The organism is Paenibacillus sp. MBLB1832, from assembly GCF_032271945.1.
GTDB classification, from domain to species: Bacteria; Bacillota; Bacilli; order Paenibacillales; family NBRC-103111; genus Paenibacillus_E; species Paenibacillus_E roseopurpureus.
The window spans coordinates 804132-826353 of sequence record NZ_CP130319.1 but is presented as its reverse complement, the minus strand read 5'-3'; the positions used below and the strand labels follow the sequence as shown (position 1 = coordinate 826353).

Below are 22222 nucleotides of genomic sequence, written 5' to 3'. Positions count from 1 at the left end.
ATCACAACTTAGCGAACAATGAGTTCATCTACCGCATCGTGCAACCATTGATTGTTCCAAGCATTAATTTTAACTCTTACCCCTTTTTTGTTCGTTACAGCGGCAAAACTCACCGTTCGCAGCTCACGAGTCGAAGTGTTATACTGCCAAGTGACTGTCCCAGATGAAGCAACACTGGTCCAATTGGTACTGCCATCATCGGACACTTCAATGTTCCAATTCGTCGGTCCCTGCCCTAACGCATTATGCGTCATAAGCCCGAGACTGCTAAATGATTTGCCCGATGGCCATGTCAATGTAATGTAATGTGGCGTAGGAGCGTTATTCACACTAACCCAAGCGGTTGAATTGTCGCCATCGATGACATTGCTGGCCGGGAAGCCGCTTGCCGCATTCGATGCAGAGGCCGATGCAGACTTAGCCAAGTTATGGTAAAGCTCAAAGTCGTGTAGCGACCACCAACCGCTATAACCTGTTGTTAAGACCACTTTTACATAGCGCGCATTCTGCAAAGGAAGGGTTAGATCATGATTGGCTTGGTTCCCATTCACGATCACATTGCTTGACCCTCCCGTTGCTATAGCGCTGCCCCAGTTGCTGCCGTCGTTCGACACGTACACGGAAAAGCCGTGCGCGTACCCGGTTCCATAGGATTTCATAACCAGTCGGTCAAACGTGGTAACTGCCCCAAGATCAATCTGATAAAAATTGCCTGCGCTTTGGGCAACCCCCGGTGTCCAACGGGTATCCAAATACTTGTCAATTGCATTCTTGGCTGTACTGTTCACAGTTGCGGTCCCCGTTCCTCCACTTGCCATCCAAGTGCTGCGATCAAGCAGGCCTGCATTAGGAAGCGGAGAGACATAGGCAGGAGGCTGTGCCGGTGCAGTTCCCGTTTTAATCTTAAAAGCCACCACTGCATTATCTGGAACATTTACAGTCGTTGAAATGGTTCCGCCGCTTACATTCACGGTCTGGTATTGTTTGACACTAGCACCCGTATACGAATCGGAAGCTTCATAAATCTCCAAGTAGGCGCTCGTGCCAGAGATTCCCGTATTTTGAATCGTAACTGCGACATCCCTCGAAAACGATTCTGGATTGGAGAAGGCCACAACTTTCTCGCCGGCCGCATTCGTCACTGCCATGCCTGAACGAATGCCAACTTGCGAAACCGTCTGTTTAACACTGCCTTGACCGGTCCCAAGACCAATTCGGTTGGCCAGGACATCCCATGTTCTCGTTTTGGAAGCAAGCTGCCCATCAAACGTCGTGTACCAGAAGCCAAAGTTCAACCCCTCTCCGAGTGAATATAAGCTGGTGCTGAATATGCCATTTTTATAATTATCAATTAACCTCTTTCCTGTGAAAGAGATCGCCGAGTCATCCATGTTGTCCATCGGGGTGATTAAACTGATTTTCCCCTGTACGTTCCACTCGTCCATAAATAGCGGGATGCTGCTTTTACCTTTATTTGCGAGATATGTTTTCCAATTCAATACAGGTTCCGTCTCATTTAATGCATAGTTATGGAAACTGATAAAATTAACATCATTCGCAATTCGGCTGTCGTTAAACATGCTGTCTACCCAACCGGTCCAGTAGGAACTAGCCAGTGCAGGTCCGCCAATTGGAGCTGTTGCACTCACTGACCGAATACCAGATGCAGCTGCATAATACATATCCCTGTAAGCAAGGATACGATCGGTATATGGCGACCCGCTTAAAGAGAATACGCTGTCATTATCGGGCTCGTTCCATACTTCCCAATAATCCACTTTGGAGGCGAAGTGCTGATAGATTTTAGTAATGATATCCTGATACACGTCCAAGTCCATAGGTACACCGGTCTTCGCTCCGCTGTAAGAAAGCCAAGGGGAGGTGTAGGCGAAAACCAGCATTATTTTATAACCAGCGCTATCGTAGGCATTTAATTTGCTTTCGAGCCCGGAGTCTTCCCAGTTCCAAGTACTTGGATCCGCTACATCACCTGTTGCACTATCTGCCATTGCAGCCTTGTAATTTGCTACTGTTGTAGCCGTTGTCGTACCCGGTAGTTTGCTAGGCACGATGCCAATCATCTGAGCATCGAGACGCGTAAGGTTAAAGCCTTTCCCCTTCAGTGCAGCTATGACGCCTGCATCCGTCTGATCGTTGCCTGTTCCTCCAAATACATAAGGCGAGCCTTGATTTACCTCGGTTGCGAAATTGTAAGTAACTTCCGCTTCAGTCGATCCTGTATAGGCATTCAACTCTGCGATTTTCCACGGATTGGAGGTTGCACCATTGCCTTCCGTTGATTGAATTTTCACAAATTGCTTTGTCTGAGACGGAAAGCGAATATCAATCATTTGTCCGTTGCCCACGCCACTTACAACAGGGTTCCCCCAATTCGTTCCGTCAGAGGATACATATAGGCTATAGCCGCGAATGTAGTTGGAGGACGTACCAGAATCCAGGACGATTCGGTCAAACGTTTTGGCCGCACCCATATCTACGGTAAACCACTGACTACTCGTTAAAGCGGTTCCTGTCGACCATATCGTCGTTGTATTACCGTCCAAAACAACGCTGGCTGCAGAACCGTTGCTTTGCGTCACGGAAGCGCTTGCAGTCCATCCCGTTCGAGATAAAGCTGTACCTCCAGCAGCATGTGCTGGATTTGTCGTCAGAATCCCCCCCCCTAATAAAATAGATGCTGTAACGAAGGATATGACTTTGGTACGTGTAAAAACTTGCTTCCATTTGGCAAATTTCAATGTAATCTCTCCTCGTTTTATTATTTTTGATCCCTGCTTTCTCGCGAAATTCTAGATACCACCCCCTTTCTTGCACACCTTGCAAATTAAGCGCTTATGTACTGGCCTAATAACAGCAATACCAATCCTTGGCCGTATAAGGTTGGAAAACAAGCGAAGCCATTATATTCTTCCTCAGTAGCCAGTACAGGTGTCCCGCCAGATACACCATGAACCATGCCCTCTTGATCAATCTCGTTGAGTACCGCTTGCAACGTACGATCAGCAGCTGCTGCAAAGGAAGCATCCACCCACCCCCGCTTCACCGCTTTGCTGAAACCAGCAGCAATACCTGCGCTGCCAGACACTTCTGTACGATACTCCGGTTTATCCAGTACAACAGACCAAAGACCATTCGAGTGTTGCACATTTTTCAGACCATGCAGAAGGGTGATATATTGGTCCCTTAACGCATGTGGAATGTCCAATTGCCCTTCCAGCTCATCAAATATCATTAGCGCACCTACAGCTACCCATGCGTTGGCTCTGCCCCAGCGGGCAGCGGACATATGATTCGCCGCGCCGCAGTCCCAGCCATGGAAAAGCAGCCCAGTCTTCTCATCCTGTAAGAGCTGGATATGCAGCGTAAGCTGCTTTAATGCTTCCTCGCTGAATCGAAGGTCACTGGAAACACGGCCAAGTCTGGCTAGGAACAGAACTGCCATAAAAACAGTATCCGCCCATACTTGTTCGGGAAATTTAGCAGCTTCGGTTACAGTGTGCTCGAATGCATCTTCCCGTGTGCGGGGAGCCTCATAGAGCATCCATTCGCCGATACGAATGCTGAAGTTCAGGTAAACTTGTTCGCCTGTCAATTCGTATAACCGCGGAAATATCGTAAATGGTGCCATCGAATTAATGACTTTTGCATGTTCGGCTTGGTGCAGATTCCGCTTTGTCCATGCGATTAAATCATCCAACAGCTCCTGCTGCTTAGTCTGCTCATAATAGTCCAGCAGCGCGATAACTCCAACACCCGGTGTCCAGTCCCAAACTTCGAGATCCATGCCCCAATCGCCTGGTGCGCCTTTCTTCATATAAGTGGAGATACGTTTAGCCGCTTCTTCCACACGATCCTTTGTCGAAATTGTCATGATTGCTTGCTCTCCTTTTTTATCACTGATGCCGAGGAAATGTTCGTCTTGAATAACTTCTCTGTTAAATCCGGTTTCAGCTTCAGCGATATGCTAAATTCATTGCCATTTACTGCTGTCATTGCAGCCACCAGAAAATCGCCCGAAATGTGCGCTCTAGGTTGCAAGTATTCCGGCTGCTTCGACAAGGTACATAGATATGACCAAGCTGCTTGTTCCAAGTCATGAAAATTAAAGCAGCGCTTTTCGCCGTTGTAGAAGACATAATCTACACAGACGAGACCATCTTCTTTAGAGATTTGCAATTGGGGTTCATCCCACTCACTAACTGCAGCGAGTTGCTTCAAACGGAGTATTTGATTACCGATGCTAACGCTAACATCGTACTTATCCTGCTCCATCGACCATGAAACACCCTCGATGTACCCGCCAATTTCCAGACGCAGACGTAAGTCTCCTGTGGTAAACTTACCGTCAATTTTATCTAAATTCGGATGCCATGCTCCATTATCGGTTGCCAAATTCAAACCGAACAGCACATCCGCATGATCCTGAACCCCAGCGAAAACAGCAGAACAGAAATCTTTACCCTCGTTCAAAAAGCGAAGCTGCACATAGGCGGCTCTTCCGTTATTATCTACATAGGCAATCAGGTTTCGACGTTGATTCCACATGAAATCGTTGCTGAAGGAGCCGAGGGCAAATTCCTCCGTCACGTACGTTGTCGCGATGTTTTGATAGCCACTATATGCTTCATCCAAAGATTCGCTTTTAAAATATCGCTGCTCTTCCGTTACAAATAATGAAAGCAAATCCTCGGGACAACGAGTAAAGCCAGCATCTTTATAAGCTTCTTTCGTCCCGCGCTCGATAAAATGATATTCTTGGCAATCCGGGTGTAATAATGTGACATAACTGCGACTGTGTGGACCAGACCATTGTCCCGTCCTAGCATGGTAATGCTTACCGATGGAATTCCACGTAAAATGGTACAGCGCATCGGCTATTCGCAAAGCATCGGCATTATCTACGATGGTTCGGATCGTATCCAGTTCATCAGCGGTAATCATGGCATAGTGCGAACTGTTGTACTCTACATATGCATTCATCCGTGTCGTCAACTCCAGCAAGGCTTCTAGACGCTTCACACCATATTCAACAAAGGTACGGTTGTCGAGAAGTTCTCCTCCTGCTAAGGTAATGAGAGCTCCCATGACACAAATATTTGTATACCCTGGACCGACATTCCGCTTAATTATAGCTTCGCAGGCACAGTGAATAGCATGCTTAATACGATCCACCGTCTGATGAGGTAGACGCTTCATATGCTTTTTCAGCGTTAATACAAGCTGCTTGCCGTTGAAATCAGCCATATTCCAATCTGGCATAGCCATTTCCTCGATTGATTCCTCATAAAAGTAAGCCCAAATGCCATAGGTCGCATGGCTTGGATCCTGATCTTGTAAATCGACGATAGTCTCCAGAATGGGAATAGCACGGTTTACATCGTCCTCGTTTCCGTACTCCAACAGTTCAAATGCATATCGATTACCAGCCAGGATCGGATGAACGTGACTGCGGACATCCTTCGTTAATCTTGTATGATAGGTCGCCTAATTCGGGGTGAGCAGCATTTTATTTTCAGGATTGTACTGATGGGATTTTCCCTCCAAGCCTTGCTTCATCAATTCACGTTTGGTTACCATATATCGAAATCTCCTGACTTCTTTTTAAAATAATCCCCGTCCCATTCGCAAGAACGGAACGAGGAATTGCGTTAATAAGTCGTGTTATTTCCCTTTAATATTTTTCTCATACCATTCTTGGCTCAATTGGTCGACCTTGTCGCCGCCCAGACGCTTCCATTCTTTGCGTATCGTCTCAACTGCCCATTTTCCATTAAACTGCGGTCCACCAGTAACAACTTTAGCCTCGACATCATCCCAAACAGGCTTAGCAATTGCAGCTGTAATATCCGTTAATTCCTGGAAGCTTGGTGCATAAGGGACGTCACGACGGAATTTATTTTTCAACGCAATTTGTAAGGATTGCCCCTTCTTTTTCGCATATTCTTGCGAAATTGGGTCCTGCGCCATCATCACTGGATAATTCTCAGGCTTTTCTGTCCATTGCTGCAAGAACGGATATTCAGCTGCGTAAGACAATTCTTTTTTGTTTTTATCCGCATCAATCACTTGTGGAATGCCGTTAACCAATTTGTAATGTGTGCCTTCCAAACCAAACTTGAGTGTAAACCAGCCTTTATCTACTAACCAGTCGATAAATTTAATAGCTGCTTCCGGATCCTTGGCATTTTTATTTAGGACAGAATAGAAGTTAGGCGCCGTTTCCTGATAAAGGCCGAATTTACCATATTTCGTTGAAACCGGCTCCATGGGGACAGGATTAGCATTGGGGTCATTCGCCTTTAACTCGCGGAATTCATTCGCAATATCATATCCGGCCAAGTAAATACCGGACTTGCCTGTAACAAAGAATTGTCTTTCCCGCGTGAAGTTTTTGTCTGTCAAATACTCTTTATCAACTAAGCCTTCTTCCCATAGCTTCTTCTGCAAATCAAGCTCGTCACCAAACCGGTCCGTATTTTGCCCAATGGTCATCTTGCCATCTTCCAAATACCACTGCCCTACAGCTGAAAACATACTGCGCAGGATGGATTGATAGTTGCCGTTAAACGTAATAGGTACCGTATCTGCTTTACCGTTGCCGTCCGGATCTTTATCTTTGAAAGCTCTCGCCACTTCAAGGAGTTCGTCCATAGTCGTCGGTGTTTTCAAATTAAGCTTATCGAGCCAATCTTGTCGAATCCACATGGCTTGATTGGCCACGGTGGGACGAACAGTGCTGAAAGCGTACATTTTCCCGTTAAAGGTTAGGTAGGGTTTTAGCTCTGGGTGCTCATTTAAATACTTCTTATAGGACGTACTGTATTTCTCAATATACGAATCAATCGGTTGAATCGTGCCCTGATCCACAAGTTTTCCAATGTAGCCTCGATCGTATTCATTAACTAGATCAGGAGCATCACCCGATGCGAACAGTACATTCAGCTTATCTGTTGCGCTCGCGCGAGGAACCGGCACCCATTTAACGGTAACACCAGAATTTGCATTGATAAACTTGGTCCACCGGTTTTCCTCATAGTTTCCTTCTTCACTCGCTACGGTACCACGATCATAGATGGATGCGCTTACCTTCATTTCGCGTTTAACGGCTGTACTTGCTGCTGGTGTGCTGCTTGCCGTGGTTTTACTGGAATCCTTCTCCCCACAACCCGCCACCACCGCCACCAATGCCACGGTTGAAAGCAATGCGACTACACTCTTCTTTTTCTTCATAGCCATAAACCTCCTCTTATTATGTTTGATTATATATCATCGTCCTTGTAAATGGACGGCAGATATCAGCCTTTGACTGAACCAATCAGAACGCCTTTGACAAAATATTTTTGCAGGAATGGATACACGCACAATATGGGAGCAATGGAAATGATAATGGCAGAAGCCCGTATGCCTTCCGGAGTAACCACTTCCATATCTGAATTGGATGAACCGTCGAGCAAATTTGTGCTTGTTGTCTGAATCATTTGCAACAGTTTAACCGAAAGAGAAAGCTTGTCACTTTGCGTGATATAGATTAGAACATTGAAATACGAATTCCACCAACTTACCGCATAAAATAAAGCGAGCGAAGCGATGATTGGCATGGAGACTCGCAGGATAATCTGCCATAAGATAACGAGGTCGTTCGCGCCGTCGATGGCTGCGGATTCCTCCATTTCTACCGGAAGCCCTTCAAAAAACGTTTTCATCACGAACATGTTATAGGTGCTGATCAGCCCTGGTATCCACAACGCCCAATAGGAATTCATAAGACCAAGTGATTTGATCAGAATAAAATTGGGGATGATTCCCCCGCTAAACAACATCGTAAACGTAACCATCATAAGGAGCGGCGTTCTTGCCGTTAGTCGTTTACGTGACAGCGGATAGGCAGCTGCGATCGTCGCCATCATATTAAGCATTGTCCCCATCAGCAGGATGATGACACTATTTTTCATGGCAACAAATAATTGACCATCATTGATTAATGTCTTGTAGGCGGCTAGTGTGAATTCAACGGGCCATAAGAATACCTCGCCGGAAGAAATAGCCCTTGAGCTGCTTAGTGAAGCAGCGAGTACATTTAGTAGTGGAAATACAGTTGTAAAAGCAAGCAGTGCCAACATCAACCCGTTGCCTGTTTGAAACCATCGTGAAGTAACGCTAGTTCTCATTGAAGTCACCTCCTACCATAAGCCATCTTCTCCCATGCGTTTTACAAGTTTATTGACACTTACTACCAAGATGAGCCCAATTACGCCTTGGAACAATCCTAGCGCGGTTGTATAGCTGTACTGCATCGTTTTGACCCCGTAATTGTAGACATACGTACTGATGACATTTGAAACTGAAAGAACGGAATCGTTCTGCAGCGCATAGATATGCTCGAATCCAACGTCCATGACGTGTCCCATGCGCAGTACCAATAGAATCGCAATGGTACTACGTATACCCGGCAGGGTTACGTTCCAGACTTGGCGTAATCGACTTGCTCCATCCATTTTTGCTGCTTCATAAAGTTGTGGATCAATGCCAGCCATCGCCGCCAAGTAAAGAATCGTCCCCCATCCGGCGCTCTGCCAAATGCCCGATAAAATGAAGGCCACTGGCCACCACAGCTTGTTAATCATGAAATAGACAGGCTCTATGCCTAAGATGTGTACAAGCCCATAGTTGATAATACCAGTGCTCGGTGAGAGCAGGGCTATGACTATACCGCCAAGCACGACCCACGATATAAAATGCGGGATGTAGAGCAGGTTCTGGATGAGCTTTTTGTACCATTCTTTCCGTACTTCATTCAGCATTAAGGCTAGGATGATCGGTACTGGAAAAGCGAAAACAATGCTGTACAGATTGAGTAGCAGCGTATTTCTTAGTACTTGAAAGAAATCGTTGCTGCTAAACAATCTGCGAAATTGGTCAAGTCCGACCCATTGGCTCCCCCATATGCCGTCACTAATCCGGTAGTTTTTGAAGGCGATAACTTCGCCAAGCATCGGGCCATATTTAAAAATGACATAATAGGCAATGACCGGCAGCAACAGCATGAACAAATATTTATCGCGGTAGATACTTCTGATGACTTGGGTACGCTTCTTCGTTCTTCCCAAGCTCATGACCTTCACTTCGTTTACTCTTGCCATGGGCTTTTCCCCTTTCTTTCTGTGTGGTTTCTGGCTTTATCATAGGGGAACCGATGCCTGGAAAGAAAGGTGCATTTCTTGATATAACCGCCGTAGCTTGCGATTTCGAGGCACAGATTTTGTCAGCGTTATGTGACTTTTCTTGCTTTGGCACAAAAAAGCGATGGAGCGCTCATTAAGAGCACTCCATCGCCTTTTTAAGTACAGCTGCTTCGCGGTATTCGCCAGGTGTTTGACCTGTATATTTCTTAAATATTCGAGTAAAGCTGTGGGTATTTGTATAACCGACTTCCTCAGCGATCTCATTAATTTTCTTACTCGTAAACTCCAAAAGCTCCCTCGATCGGTCCATTCGTTTTCGAATGAGAATATCCATGAAATTGGATTCCGTATAACTTTTAAATAATCGGCTCATATAGGGAACGCTTAGATTAAATACATCGGCTAGCATATTTAAGGAGAGTTCGCTATTCATATAGTTCTGTTCAATGTAGGCCATGGCCATATCCATCGTTTCATTCTTAACACGGCCTACTCGCTGCTCATTTATTTTATTAATTAATTGAGAAAGTAACCCTTCTAGGTAAGCTTGAATTTGTTCGATACTTTCGCATAGATGCATATCTTCATATATATAATTAGGGCGCTCAAGAAATTGAAGAATATCATAGCCTTTTGAGGTAATCGTATTCAATGATCCCATAACCAGGTGAATGGTTAACTGTTTAATCATATCGGGCTTCACATTCTTCTGTGTCAGTTGCTCAAATAGATGAGAAATGGTTTGTTTCAGTTTCGCCTGATCGGCTTGCTCAAGTGCTGCAACGACATGATTAGTTAGTCCATAAAAACGATGTAGCTCCATTTCATTCGGCTTTTCTATGTCATCGTTGGATATCACCACATTATTTCCCATAATTAGCTTGTAGGCCAAAGCTTCCTGTGCTTCTTTGTAGGAATGATGAATATCTCCCATTTTATTGTAATGGCGGCCTACGCCAATGGTTACAGTTACTTTCAATGCTTCTTCGACTGAGTTACGAATAAGATCGGCGACTTGCAGCGTTGTAATCTGATTGGCAACCTCATCCTGAACCTCGTAACTCATAATCCCAGCAACGCGTCCGTTCGCAAGTTCAGCACATACACCCTTATGCTCAGCATTCATATACTCTTCGGCTATATTTTCAATTGCGTACGTATATAAAGAAAGGTCTCGTGGATTCTGGAGAACGTGTCGCTGATCGAGCTCAATCACCATAACTGTGTAATTCGCTGCATGCAGCTTAATGCCAAGGGACTGAAGTTGCGGTTGTAGCTTATGATAATGAATGCGATTAGCCATTAAGATGTCTTGAATTAATTTCCATTTCATTCCTGGCAGGCTTTCCCGTACCTGTCGTTCCATTTGATCATGGCTTACAACGAAATTGTTAAACATTCCCTCGAGCCGCGATAACTCTCCAAAAGGCGGACGAAGCTTGTTTTTATCCTCACTTGTACCGTTACCTGTTCTGCTCGACATTGCTTTCAAAAGTCGGTCTAAAGGGCCGAATGTGTAGCGATTAACAGTTAGCACAATCAACGTGGCAAAAATGAACATAACGACGGCTACGCCAATCAACACATTCCGCATCAGTAATATTGAAGGGGATTGTAAGTTTGGCACTACACTTAAATAACGCCAACCGTTATAGGGAGATTTCACATAAAATATGCTGCGTCTTTCTTTATGATCCCGATATACACTGGCATCGTCGTTCATTTGACCAGAAGCAATATTCTCGATGCCATCAATTCCAACTGTAACAAGCGCTTTATTTTGATTGGAAATGATACTACCTTGCTCATTAATCGTATAGGTTTTCCCAAGTCGATGTATATCGGCTTCCTTAATCAAATCATAGAGTGTTTTCTCATCCATGTTTAACACAATCGCCCCTTTGCGGGTTCCAGAAAGTAATGGATAAGCTCGTACCAGACTTATAACATTACGCTGAATTCCAGCTCCTTGATCCACTTCTGTAATCGTTCGGGGACCTAGCCATTGGTGATAGCTTTGCATGGCATCGTAATCGTGTAACCACTGATGATCTGGGAACAGCATGACATTCGCATTTGTTTTATCAGTCAGAATACGTCCCGTTTTTGCAGAATAAATGTAAATCGAAGAAATATTGGGATTAGCCCTTATAAGCGCTTGCATTTTATTGGAAATTATCAGACTATTGAGAATTCTTTCCCCTTCACTTGTAAATTGGTCTTCCATGTTGGCAGTTAATTCCGGCCATTGGGAGATATCAATTGACTCTTTATCAATTTCCTGTAGAACCATTTCCGTCTTCTGACGAATTTGGTTAAGTAAAGCAATCGTAGTATTTGAAAATTCATCCTCCAATCTGCTCTTACTGCTAACGTAGGAAAGAATAACCGTAAGTGATATGATGAGAAAGAAAATTGCAGCAAACACAAAACTTATTTTCATTGAAATACTTCTTTTGGATTGAGTCGACATGAATAAGACTCCTTTATTATGTAGGTACCTTCACTATACACAAGTTAAGAAGTCTTTTCATAGATGGTAGTTAAAAAAGGGATAAAAAAGCAAAAAGAGTGTCAGTAAACTCGAAAAATTCAATTAAATAGATAGATTCAATTACCGCGGATACTCTCTTTTCTGCAAAGGCAGAGATGACTTAGCCGACCAACAGTATATACCATCTAATAGGAATGATCCCATTATTTTTAATCGTTGTATTAACTCTTACTGTCCCTCCTGCACTCACTGAGGATTTTGTTGGTGTAGTAGTTACTTCCAACGTCCCAATTGCATTCTCAATGGTTGTAGGAATAACCTTAAACAAAGCGGCGCCATGTGGTGGAATACTAACGGTATAGTTCCCAGAAAAAGTACCTACATCAGACTTGGTCCAAAAATTTCTGACAGTATTGACCGTTGACAAACCAATCATGTGCATGTGGTATATGTAACTGTTTCAAATCCAATTTGTCATCCAACATGTGTGTTGTTGGGAGACTCCTAAATAAAGCCCTTAATCACTCCTACAGAGTGAACAAGGGCCGTTAAGTCTGGCAGCTCGATTTTTGGGAATTCGGTATCTTTTAGGAATCACAGTATGCGGACCTGACTGTACGGAGGTGTGTGAGTAAGGGGCTAGTGGCCCCTATCTACTCCATTTATTTACGCGGTAAGTACACACCTTCTTTTTTGTTATAACGGTCCGTCGCCTCTTTTATAACGAGATCGCCACCCTTTTTCTTGTACTCCTCGATTACTTTCGGCCAATCTGAAATTGGTTCTTGACTGTAAATCATTTTGACCATATGCCCTACGAGAAGCGGAGGGAATGCGCCATTTAGATCTGGATTTTTCACTAAGGAATCTAATTGCGGATCAAAGATGATTGAGTCCCGACCTTCTTTGGTCAACGTATTTTTCATAAAATCAATGACAGGTGCACCCAACGGATTCAATATAAGTGACTTCGTAAATGTGTTGTCTTTGACAAACCATAGATCTTTCTGACGGAATTCCTCCACATTGATCTCGTCTGGTGTCTCAGCAATCTTATAGTTCACTTTGCCGTTTTCAGTCTTGTAAGTGTCACCTTCGATACCGTAAGTGAAGAACTTATCCGCATCATCTGTCAGCATCCAGTCGAAGAACTTAATAATGCCAATTGCTTTATCTTTGGACACTTTCTTATTAATCAGATATGTCCGATTGATCGATTGACCTAAAGCTGAACCACCTTTGCCATCTGGTCCAGTCGGAGCTAGTGTTTGAATGATACTGCCATCTGGAATAGCGGCTTTCAGTTTTTTCTCGATGTTTAGCTTATCTTTTGCACCAAGCATATACATACCTGTCTTTGCACTGTATACATTTTGCGCTAAGTTATTGCCGTTATTGGTTGGAAACTCTTTGCTCATCAAACCTTCGTCTAGCAATGTTTTGTAGGTTTGAAGAGCTTTCATCATCGCATCAACCTTGAAGAACTTCGGTACAACCTGATCGCCTTGCAACTCAAATTGGTTAGGAAGTACATCGTAAGCGCCAAAGAATTGGTCGGACAAATTAAATTTATCCAAAGCGAGGAATGGCTGCTCCACACCATTTTTCTTGAAAGCTCTAAACATAGTTAGATATTCATCCACCGTTTTTGGCGGCTGTAATCCCGCTTTGTCCAAATAATCTTTCCGGATGTAGGTGGAGAGTGTATTCGGGATCGAAACGAATTCAGGAATCGCGACGATTTGACCCTTATACTTCACACGATCCCAAGCTGCAGCTGGAATCTTCTTTAGGAGATTTTGCCCATATTCCTTGAGCAGATCATCAAGCGGCATGAACACATTCGATTGAACAGCCCCTGCGAGTTCTTTCCCGTAAATGGAAGACCCTCCACCGCTGCTCATGACCACATCTGGAATGTCGCCAGAACTGAATTTGAGAATCAATTTTTGTTCATAATCTTTTTGCAGAATGAGCTCAATCTTAGGTGCTGTGTTGGTCAACTCTGCCAATTTTTTAACGAATTTGTCGTTGTTGACATCTGTTATCGTTTCCAGATATTTACCGCGCCCTTCCATCACCATGGAGAAGGCCGTAGGTCCTTTTGCTTCAGCAGATTTCGTCTCCTTTGCTTTCTTTTCACCTTCTGGTTGTGTCGTGCTTGATGAGCATGCGGCTAGTAATGAACCAAATGCCATTGTTGCAGCTATAGCGAGAATACTTGCCTTCCGTTTAGCCATACCCATTATCCCCCTCATCACTTGTTTACTAATAAATGCTCTGAACCTTTTGAAGCGCTTGCATCCAAACTATATTCGGATTTTTCAACTCCGTACATTGTTTTTCTTTGACATAGTTGTCAAATTTTTAGGTACCTAAGATTTGATCGAACCAATCATAAGACCTTTAACAAAATATTTCTGCAGAAACGGATACATGATAATGATCGGCAAAGATGACACAACGACGACGGCCATCTTGATCCCATCTGGCGTAATATTGTTCATATCAATCAGCAGACTGGCATCTGTCATGATATTTGCATTTGAAATAATTTCCTGCACCTTGACCTGCAGGGGGTACAAGGCTCGGTTGTTAATATAGAAAATAGCTGCCATATAAGAATTCCAATGTCCTACGGCATAGAATAAGCCCATAGTAGCCAGTACAGGTTTAGATAAAGGCAGTACGATATTCCAAAGTATTCGCTGTTCTCCACAACCGTCTATTCGCGCACTATCAATTAATTCTGGTGGAATTTGTTGAAAAAATGATCTTGTGACAAAAAAGTTAAACGCCGAAATCGCGCCCGGTAGCACCAAGACCCAGAGAGTATTTAACAATCCTAATTGCTTCAGCCACAAGTAGTTAGGAATGAGCGGAGCTTGGAAAATCATCGTGAGCAGAACGAGTAATAGGATGAATGTAGCCCCTTTATACTCTTTCCTAGACAAAGGATAAGCTAAAGATGACGTCGCAAGCAAGTTAAAGGCCGTTCCAAAAACAGCCAAAAAGATCGTAATCGCGAAGGCACGCCAAATGGTGTGGTTATGGATTACATAGTCATAACTGATCATGGTAAACTGCACGGGCCAAAAGAAAACATGGCCGCCTTCAATCGCCTTGGCGCTGCTCAATGACTGCGCGAACACATTCAGCAGAGGCATAAAAGCAATCAGAGCAATCGCACCCATTAAGAGTCCATTGCAGACCAGAAAAATTTTACGAGACATACTTGTAGTTCTCATGCTACGTCCTCCTGAACGAACTAGAATAACCCTTCACCTGTCGCTTTTTTACTCAGTGTATTTCCAAGCAACAGCAAAATAAGACCTACGAGGGACTTGAACAAGCCAATTGCTGTCGTATAGCTATATTGCTGCTGCAGCAAGCCTACCCGATAAATATACGTATCCAGCGTGTCCCCGCTCGCTTGGTTTAAGGAATTAAGGAAGACAAAGACTCGCTCGAAGCCGAAATCCAAAAAATGACCAATTTGCATCAAAAAAAGGATTGTGATGGTAGGCAGAAGTGCAGGGAGTGTAATCGCCGTCGTTTGCCGCCAACGATTCGCCCCATCCATTTCAGCAGCCTCGTATAAATCAGGATTAATCCCTGTAATCGCCGCCAGATAAATAATCGTTCCCCATCCCGTATCACGCCATAAACCCGCGCCCACGATGACACCTTTCACATACTGCTCTTCCCCAAGGAAAAATAGGCGATCAAGTCCTAAAGCGGCCAGCCCATGATTAATAAGTCCATGTTCTTGACTGAGCAGCGCAAGTGCAATACCGCTGATGATAACCCAAGATAAGAAATGTGGCATGTAAACGACCGTTTGGAGAACTCGCTTATACATCATGCTGCGAACCTCATTGAGCAGCAACGCGATGATAATCGGAGCCGGAAAGGCAAAGAGCAGATCAAACCCGGCGATCATCAAGGTATTCTTGAGAATTGGGAGAAACTCATCGTACTGAACCATTTTTACATAATTATCTAATCCGACCCATTCACTGCCCCAGAAGCCTTTGAAAATGTTGTAATCCTGGAAGGCTATAACGGACCCTCCTAAGGGAATATACTTGAAAACTAAGAAATACAAGATGCCTGGCACCGACATCCAATATAAGGTTCTCATTTTCCAGATGTAGCGCAAGATGGATACTTCCTTCGTATTCGCTTTCGTCATCGTTTGGGACTGTGTTCCTGTGAGAGCCATGATCCCCCTCCTTCTTCTAGTTGATCTACTCTCATACTACCTTGGCGTACACAAAGAAACCATGAAGTCTTTTTGGACTTCATGGTTTTTTTTTAGGTCGTTTAACTAGTTCCTATATGAAGTATTTATCCCGATTCTCTTTCGGCAGCTTCATCGTAATCGTCGTACCTTCACCTTCTGTACTTGTAATCACAAGACCGTAAGATTTCCCGAAAACCATTTGAATACGGCGATGTACATTCAGTATTCCTGTACCGCCTTCGCCAAAAGATTCAGGTCCTTGATCAAAGGCTAACTTATTCGCACGCAATCGTACTCTCAGTTCTTCCAGGTTCTCCATTGACATTCCTAATCCATTGTCCTCAACTGTTACGATAAAATCATCCTCATCGAGCATCGCATTGATGCGAATGAAGTGATGCTTGGCAATTTTCTTACGAAATCCATGCTCAAATACATTTTCGATCAATGGTTGTAGTGTAAAGCATACCATTTTCTCCAGTAATAAGCTCGGTGGAATAGCAACATCAATCTCAAATTCACGATCCAATCGGTGCTTTAAAATGATCATATAATTTCGAATATGGTTCAGTTCATTCACTACGGTAATTTCTTTGAGATTTGTCTGAGAGGCATAGCGCAGCATGTACGCCATGCTACCCACAATTTCACGGATTTCATCAGAGTCCTGAATGATTGCGTAACAATTGATCGTTTCTAATGTGTTATAAAGAAAATGCGGATTGATCTGCAGCTGAAGCGCTTGGAATTCGGCCCGCTGCCGTTCAAGCTGCTGCGTACGGAAAGCCAATTCAGCTTTCTGCTGTTCGAGCTCCGCATGATATACCTTTTCAATCATCTCGGATAAACGAGTGACCATTAAGTTATAGCTCTTTGTCAACAGTCCTAATTCATCCAATCGATCCCCTACTGGAATGTGCTTCCAGACTCCTCGTTCGGTCTGCCTCATGCCTTGCTTTAGAATTTGCACTGGACGATGAATCGATTGGGAGAATTGATAGGCCATCCATAACCCAACAATTAGAGTAAGCGCACCGACAGGGATGATAACGGAACGAATTGCCATTATCGGTTTACGCAGTTCATTTACGGGCAGCGATACAACCAATTTCCAACCCGAATAGGCAGAGCTTCGCCACACATATAGGCGTTCATCCTTAGAATCACCTAACCGAATTGAGCCCTCATCCGCTGCTATAATATCTTCAGCAACAGGTTGTGCCAGCGGTTTGCCCATCAAACTCTTATCAGGATGATAAATGAGGTTACCATCTCCATCGACAATAAAGAAGTAGCCCTCATCCCCAATATCCACTTTTTCCCAAAGTGTAGAGAGTTCATTGACATTGACTTCCATTGCAATCAAACCGTTGAAATCGTACGTTGAATACCCCCTAAAAGGTCGAACTAACGTGACGACTAAGCCTGTCTTATCTGGCTTAATAGACGTATGCAGTATCGTTAACCTCGTGGGATCTTGGATGCTGGACATGAGTTTCTCATACAATTTACCTGGCTCCGCAATCTCGAATTCGCCAGTTACATAGTTGTTATCCAATACATACCGTCCATTGGCCCCGATGATGTAGATCGAATTCATATGTGGATAGTGTAAAAAGGTTGTCCGTATCGCATTCGTTTTCACTAAATCCGCATAAAGCACGTACTCATAGCTATTCGTCGGTTGAATATCAACAAAGCGTTTGACTTCATCCTGTGAAATTAGTACATTACTTGCCCGCTCATAGGATTGCATATACAACTCTGTCTGATGTGCCGTGCTCGTAATAATTTGACTCAGCTGCTTCTCCTGCTGCGCATCAAGTATACGAGACGCTGTTGAATAAGAGAAGAAGCCGATGACCGAGAGAGATACGACAATCACAATGACAAAATAAAGCAGGAGTCGAAAGGAAAGTGACAATCGCCGCATCGTATACATTACTCAATCCCCAGCTTGGCACGATATTCGGATGGTGATAGTTGATACAGCTTCTTAAATGATTTGGCAAAATGAGAGTAATCGATATATCCCACCTCTTCAGCAATGTCGCTCATGCGGTAATGTGGGATTTCTAATAAGCTTTTCGCCTTCTCCATTCGCTTCTTCATGCGATAGTGGACAAAAGTTTCTTGCGTACTTTGCTTGAACAATTGGCTAAAATACGATGGATTAAGACCCAAATGCTGCGCCACTTCTTCCAGAGAAACCTCATTTGTTAAATGGGTATCAATATACAATTTGGCCGCTGTGATTGGATCGATTAATTTGCCTTTACGTTTGTATTGCAAATCAGTATACATCTTACGAATCTTGACTTCGAATAACTGAAAGGAATTCTCGGGATCTCCGCCTTTATTCTCTGTGAAGGTTAGCGGAACTTGTGCCGAAAAAACGTATACATCCTTGGCGGCAAGAAATTTATGAATCATTTGAAGACTATCCTGCAGCAATTGCTGATTTTGATCAGTACTTAATTGAAGACTTTCGAGGTATTGGCGCCATTCATCAAGCGCTTGATCCAAGCTAGCTTCATCCAGGAACCATATGCCTTCCGATATTTGCTCCGTTAACGACTCACAAGTTCGAATTGAAAATACAGGCTTGGCAATTTCCTCACTTTTGCTCTCAATGAGCTTATCTAATACTTTTTCGAGTTCCGTCTGATTGATTGGCTTGAGCAAATATTCTTTTACTCCATATGATACACATTTCTGCGCATAGTGAAACTCGCCAAAACCCGAAATAACGACGACTTGTATGGGATATCCGCGTTCTTGAATCGTCCTGCTTAGTTCAAGTCCATTCATATCTGCCATACGAATATCAGTTAGAAGAAAATCAGGCATGTGTTCCCCTATCATACGCAACGCTTCCTGCCCACTATCCGCTAGTCGTATGCAGCTTATAGCACGACCACTTGCTTCTAAGAGCTTCAGCAGTCCTTTACGAATGATAGGTTCATCATCAACGACCATGACATCATATAGAGGCTTCATCTTCAAATCTCCCTCCTTACAAAATGAGGCCCAATGGTAGATCCTTCTGAGAAGGTAACAGGTATCGTAATTTGTACTGGCTCTTGGGGCTTATGTCGCTGAGCGATCATTTGATCCAAGATCTGGACAGCAGCAGCTCCCATCGCAAGCTTCGGAATCTTCAACATCACTAGTTCGTGCAAAATAGCAGGAGGTAAGTAAGCCAAATCGTTATCACTCAACGCGACTATACTGAAATCTGCTGGGCTGGTTCTTCCGATTAGACGCGCTGCCTCAATAAAAGCATGAGCCATTACTGGCTCCTCAACAAGGATTGCGGTCACTCCTGCATCCAGCACCTCGCGGCAATATGCTGGCGTGATCTCTTTATCCGTCAACTGTCTCTTCACGTGCAAAAGTCCTGGATCCGTGCGATTCGCCAGAGCTGCCAGATAGCCTCGTTCACGATCCTTAGTTGCATCATTATACAAGCGATAGAAGAACGCTGTTTGACGATGCCCCATTCCTAACATCTTCATAAGCACAGCCTTCGTACCCGTATAATAATCCGCTGCCACATACGAAATGGCTCCCTCTGGCACCTCCCTTTTCCCAATAAATACAAAAGGATACTCTTCCTTCATAAGTCGTGCTAACTCTTCCTTATTCTCAAGCCCTAGTAAGATTGAGCCATCCGCGATGCGTAGATGATTCAAGCCATTGCGATAAATGCTCCTGGCACCTTCCCCTCCATCTGAGCGTGTAAATAGGAGCATATCGTAATCGTGTCCAATGCAGGCTTCTTCGATACCAACCAGATAAGGATGGTAGAATCCATGCTGATCAAGTGGAAATGCCGAGCCGTTAATACATACACCTATCAACCGATTCTGCCCACCAGCAAGCGTTCGAGCAGCAGGGTTAATCACGTAGCTGAGCTCCTGAATAGCCGCTTGAACTCGTTCACGCGTTTCATCACTGATGAGGAGATGGTCTTTCCCTTGCGGATTTAAAATGATGGATACCGTGCTCTGCGAGACGCCAGCTAACTTCGCCACATCCGCTTGGGTTGGCTGTTTTTTTCTCATATAACTTCCCCTTTCTGGATTCTAAAAAAAATGCCACAGCCCTAAAATTTTGACATGTTCTTTATTTTCGGAAGGCGATATAGTTAAATCGTAAGCTATTAATGCGCATTAGTAAAGTGGAATTTTACACAAACCTACCACAAGGGAGCGGTGTACAAATGAACGTAACGATGAAGAATTACATGCCTGCTGTGAATGAACATCTAGAGAAAGATATTGAACTTAGGGAGCTATATGCATTTGATTTGAATGGCTATTTGGTGGTTGAGGATGCGATCGATCCTGACGTACTAGAAGCTTTGACCCGGAAGGTTGATGAAATCGAAGCGGAAATTGGGATGACGGTGAGTGGCATTCCTTCTGGAGATGAGAAACCAAATGCTAAGAATTATCGCCGAAACAATATCATCTTTGAAGATCCTGCCTTCCTAGCAGCGGCAATGAGTCCGAAGGTGCTTGCCAAAGTTGCCAACTTTATTAAATATCCTAAAATAAAATCCACTTGGTTGGACTTCAAAGCACAAGGCGGCGGCATTGGCTTCCATTCCAATCACACTCCCTACACGCCAGTTGATGCTTATTTATGTAACAACTATCAAATTCACTGTAATCTCGTTACTGTGTGCTATGCGCTTTGCGATATCCCACTGGACGGTGCTGCGCTAACGGTAATCCCAGGCAGTCACAAATCCAACTTCCCGCTTCCGAGTGATGAAGAGCAGAAAGCATTTCAAATTCAAGTTCCGATGAAGAAAGGTTCTGCTCTTATTTTTACACATGATATGAACCATGGCTCTTTTAATGAACTTCCCTATACGCGCAGAACGTTGTTCACCTCCTTCTCCACAGGCTTTTCTGCGAATACACTTGGCGACGATACGCTCTACGACCCGCTGTTCGAGCAAGCTGCTGATAACACGTGGGAGAAATATTTCCTGCGTCGACCTAAAGGCGACCGTGACACATATCCGCAACCACAGCATCGCATTACCGAAGAACCAGGCTTAGGTCAGCTTCGTAAATAAAGCTAGGAGGACTTCACCATGCAGCTTCACATTGTAGATGTACGGGCGATACCGCTTGCGGCAAAATGGGAGCACTTATTTGGCGGTCTTGAGAACGTCCCCGCCTCACTGCTTCGACCTGCCGCTCATTTTCAAACTGTTCCACGCCTTGGGCAATTTTCTACAATTGTCTATATTACCGCCAGTGATAGTACGGTTGGCATTGGCGAGTGCTGGGGGCTTCCGCTATCTGATGTAACGGCTACCATCGTGAATCATATATTTCGTCCTTTACTGATCGGACGTGATCCGCGAGAGATTGGTCAGATCTGGGAAATGCTGATTACATCCGCAGAATCCCTTGGCCATACGAGAGGCTTCATGATGGATGCGATTAGCGGCATTGATATTGCCCTTTGGGATCTGCAAGGCAAGCGTCTGGATCAACCTTTGCATCACATGGCAGGTGGCAAGCTCCGTGATGAGATTGAATGTTATGCGAGTCCAATTCGTTTCAGTGACAATACGCAGGACACTATCGATAACGCCCGTGAGTTTACAGATCTAGGTTTTAAAGCTGTGAAGGTGAAGGCTGGTCGAACCATTGAGAAAGATGCGGCCTATATCGGGGCGATTCGCGAAGCTTTAGGCAAAGATATTCGAATTCTGATCGATTTCAACTGTGCTTACACCGTACAGCAGACGATTGAATTTGCGCGGGAAGTCGAGCAATATAACATTTTCTGGTTCGAAGAACCCCTGCCTCCTGATCATGTAGATGAGCTTGCTCAAATTCGAAAGGCCATTCATATCCCCGTGAGCACAGGTGAGAATGATTTCTCGGTCCAAAGCTTCCGCTTGGTGGCTGAGAAAGGGGCCGTAGACATTATTAATCCGAATATTACTCGCTGTGGAGGTATAACAGGCTTACAGCGGATTCAATCCGCTATTGAACCGCATGGCGTACAAACCGCGCTTCATGGAGTAGGAGCTGGCATTATGATGTCCGCTTCCTTGCATATGATGAGTACACTTCGTAGCGGACTGATCATGGAATACAACCGATTTCTCAATCCACTTCGTGAAACCTTAGTAGAGCCGGCGATTGCGTTTAATGAGGGTTTCCTGCAGGTGCCAGACGGGCCTGGACTTGGCTGCAGCCTTGTTGAAGAAACGCTTCATAAGTTTGCTGTTACTTAGATAGGAGC

Annotated in this window: 16 protein-coding genes; 2 read left to right on the top strand and 14 right to left on the bottom strand. The window is 44.3% G+C overall.

Going from position 1 to position 22222, the window contains the following annotated elements:
- Window positions 1-8 precede the first annotated feature (8 nt).
- From MJB10_RS03805 to MJB10_RS03745, 14 genes are all read right to left on the bottom strand, one after another.
- The gene (locus MJB10_RS03805) at window positions 9-2759 is read right to left on the bottom strand and encodes a discoidin domain-containing protein (RefSeq protein ID WP_314801877.1); all 2751 of its coding nucleotides are present in this window, start codon (window positions 2757-2759) and stop codon (window positions 9-11) included.
- Between the two features lie 86 nt (window positions 2760-2845).
- Window positions 2846-3892, bottom strand: a complete 1047-nt coding sequence (locus MJB10_RS03800) for a glycoside hydrolase family 88/105 protein (protein ID WP_314801875.1) — start codon at window positions 3890-3892, stop codon at window positions 2846-2848.
- Window positions 3889-5421 (bottom strand): hypothetical protein, encoded by a 1533-nt coding sequence (locus MJB10_RS03795; protein ID WP_314801873.1) that lies wholly within the window; start codon window positions 5419-5421, stop codon window positions 3889-3891. Before MJB10_RS03795 ends, MJB10_RS03800 begins: the two co-directional genes overlap by 4 nt.
- 261 nt (window positions 5422-5682) lie before the next feature.
- Entirely contained in the window at window positions 5683-7251 is a 1569-nt protein-coding gene (locus tag MJB10_RS03790) for an extracellular solute-binding protein (RefSeq protein ID WP_314801871.1), read from the bottom strand.
- 65 nt (window positions 7252-7316) lie between these two features.
- A complete protein-coding gene (locus tag MJB10_RS03785) occupies window positions 7317-8189 on the bottom strand; it encodes a carbohydrate ABC transporter permease (RefSeq protein ID WP_314801870.1) in 873 nt (290 codons plus the stop codon).
- A gap of 12 nt (window positions 8190-8201) precedes the next feature.
- Window positions 8202-9161, bottom strand: coding sequence for an ABC transporter permease (locus MJB10_RS03780; protein ID WP_314801868.1), 960 nt, complete (start codon window positions 9159-9161; stop codon window positions 8202-8204).
- A 175-nt stretch (window positions 9162-9336) separates the two neighbouring features.
- Window positions 9337-11676: a helix-turn-helix domain-containing protein gene (locus MJB10_RS03775; RefSeq protein ID WP_314801866.1), complete on the bottom strand. Its 2340-nt coding sequence runs from the start codon at window positions 11674-11676 to the stop codon at window positions 9337-9339.
- Between the two features lie 181 nt (window positions 11677-11857).
- Window positions 11858-12133: a hypothetical protein gene (locus tag MJB10_RS26650; protein ID WP_397386611.1), complete on the bottom strand. Its 276-nt coding sequence runs from the start codon at window positions 12131-12133 to the stop codon at window positions 11858-11860.
- A gap of 226 nt (window positions 12134-12359) precedes the next feature.
- Entirely contained in the window at window positions 12360-13937 is a 1578-nt protein-coding gene (locus MJB10_RS03770) for a type 2 periplasmic-binding domain-containing protein (RefSeq protein WP_314801865.1), read from the bottom strand.
- Between the two features lie 135 nt (window positions 13938-14072).
- Window positions 14073-14945 (bottom strand): carbohydrate ABC transporter permease, encoded by an 873-nt coding sequence (locus MJB10_RS03765; RefSeq protein ID WP_314801863.1) that lies wholly within the window; start codon window positions 14943-14945, stop codon window positions 14073-14075.
- A 20-nt stretch (window positions 14946-14965) separates the two neighbouring features.
- Complete coding sequence (locus tag MJB10_RS03760; protein WP_397386568.1) at window positions 14966-15922, bottom strand: ABC transporter permease; 957 nt, start codon at window positions 15920-15922, stop codon at window positions 14966-14968.
- Between the two features lie 112 nt (window positions 15923-16034).
- Window positions 16035-17876, bottom strand: a complete 1842-nt coding sequence (locus MJB10_RS03755) for a sensor histidine kinase (protein WP_314801861.1) — start codon at window positions 17874-17876, stop codon at window positions 16035-16037.
- Window positions 17877-17884: 8 nt separating this feature from the next.
- Window positions 17885-18943 carry a response regulator gene (locus MJB10_RS03750; RefSeq protein ID WP_314801859.1) on the bottom strand — a complete coding sequence of 353 codons (1059 nt, stop codon included), beginning with the start codon at window positions 18941-18943 and terminating at the stop codon, window positions 17885-17887.
- Window positions 18944-18945: 2 nt separating this feature from the next.
- Complete coding sequence (locus MJB10_RS03745; RefSeq protein ID WP_314801857.1) at window positions 18946-20010, bottom strand: LacI family DNA-binding transcriptional regulator; 1065 nt, start codon at window positions 20008-20010, stop codon at window positions 18946-18948.
- Between the two features lie 158 nt (window positions 20011-20168).
- On the opposite strand from MJB10_RS03745, the gene MJB10_RS03740 reads away from it, so the two are divergent.
- Both MJB10_RS03740 and MJB10_RS03735 read left to right on the top strand, forming a co-directional pair.
- Window positions 20169-21035 (top strand): phytanoyl-CoA dioxygenase family protein, encoded by an 867-nt coding sequence (locus MJB10_RS03740; protein ID WP_314801855.1) that lies wholly within the window; start codon window positions 20169-20171, stop codon window positions 21033-21035.
- Window positions 21036-21053: 18 nt separating this feature from the next.
- Window positions 21054-22214 (top strand): mandelate racemase/muconate lactonizing enzyme family protein, encoded by a 1161-nt coding sequence (locus tag MJB10_RS03735; protein ID WP_314801853.1) that lies wholly within the window; start codon window positions 21054-21056, stop codon window positions 22212-22214.
- Window positions 22215-22222: the final 8 nt, after the last annotated feature.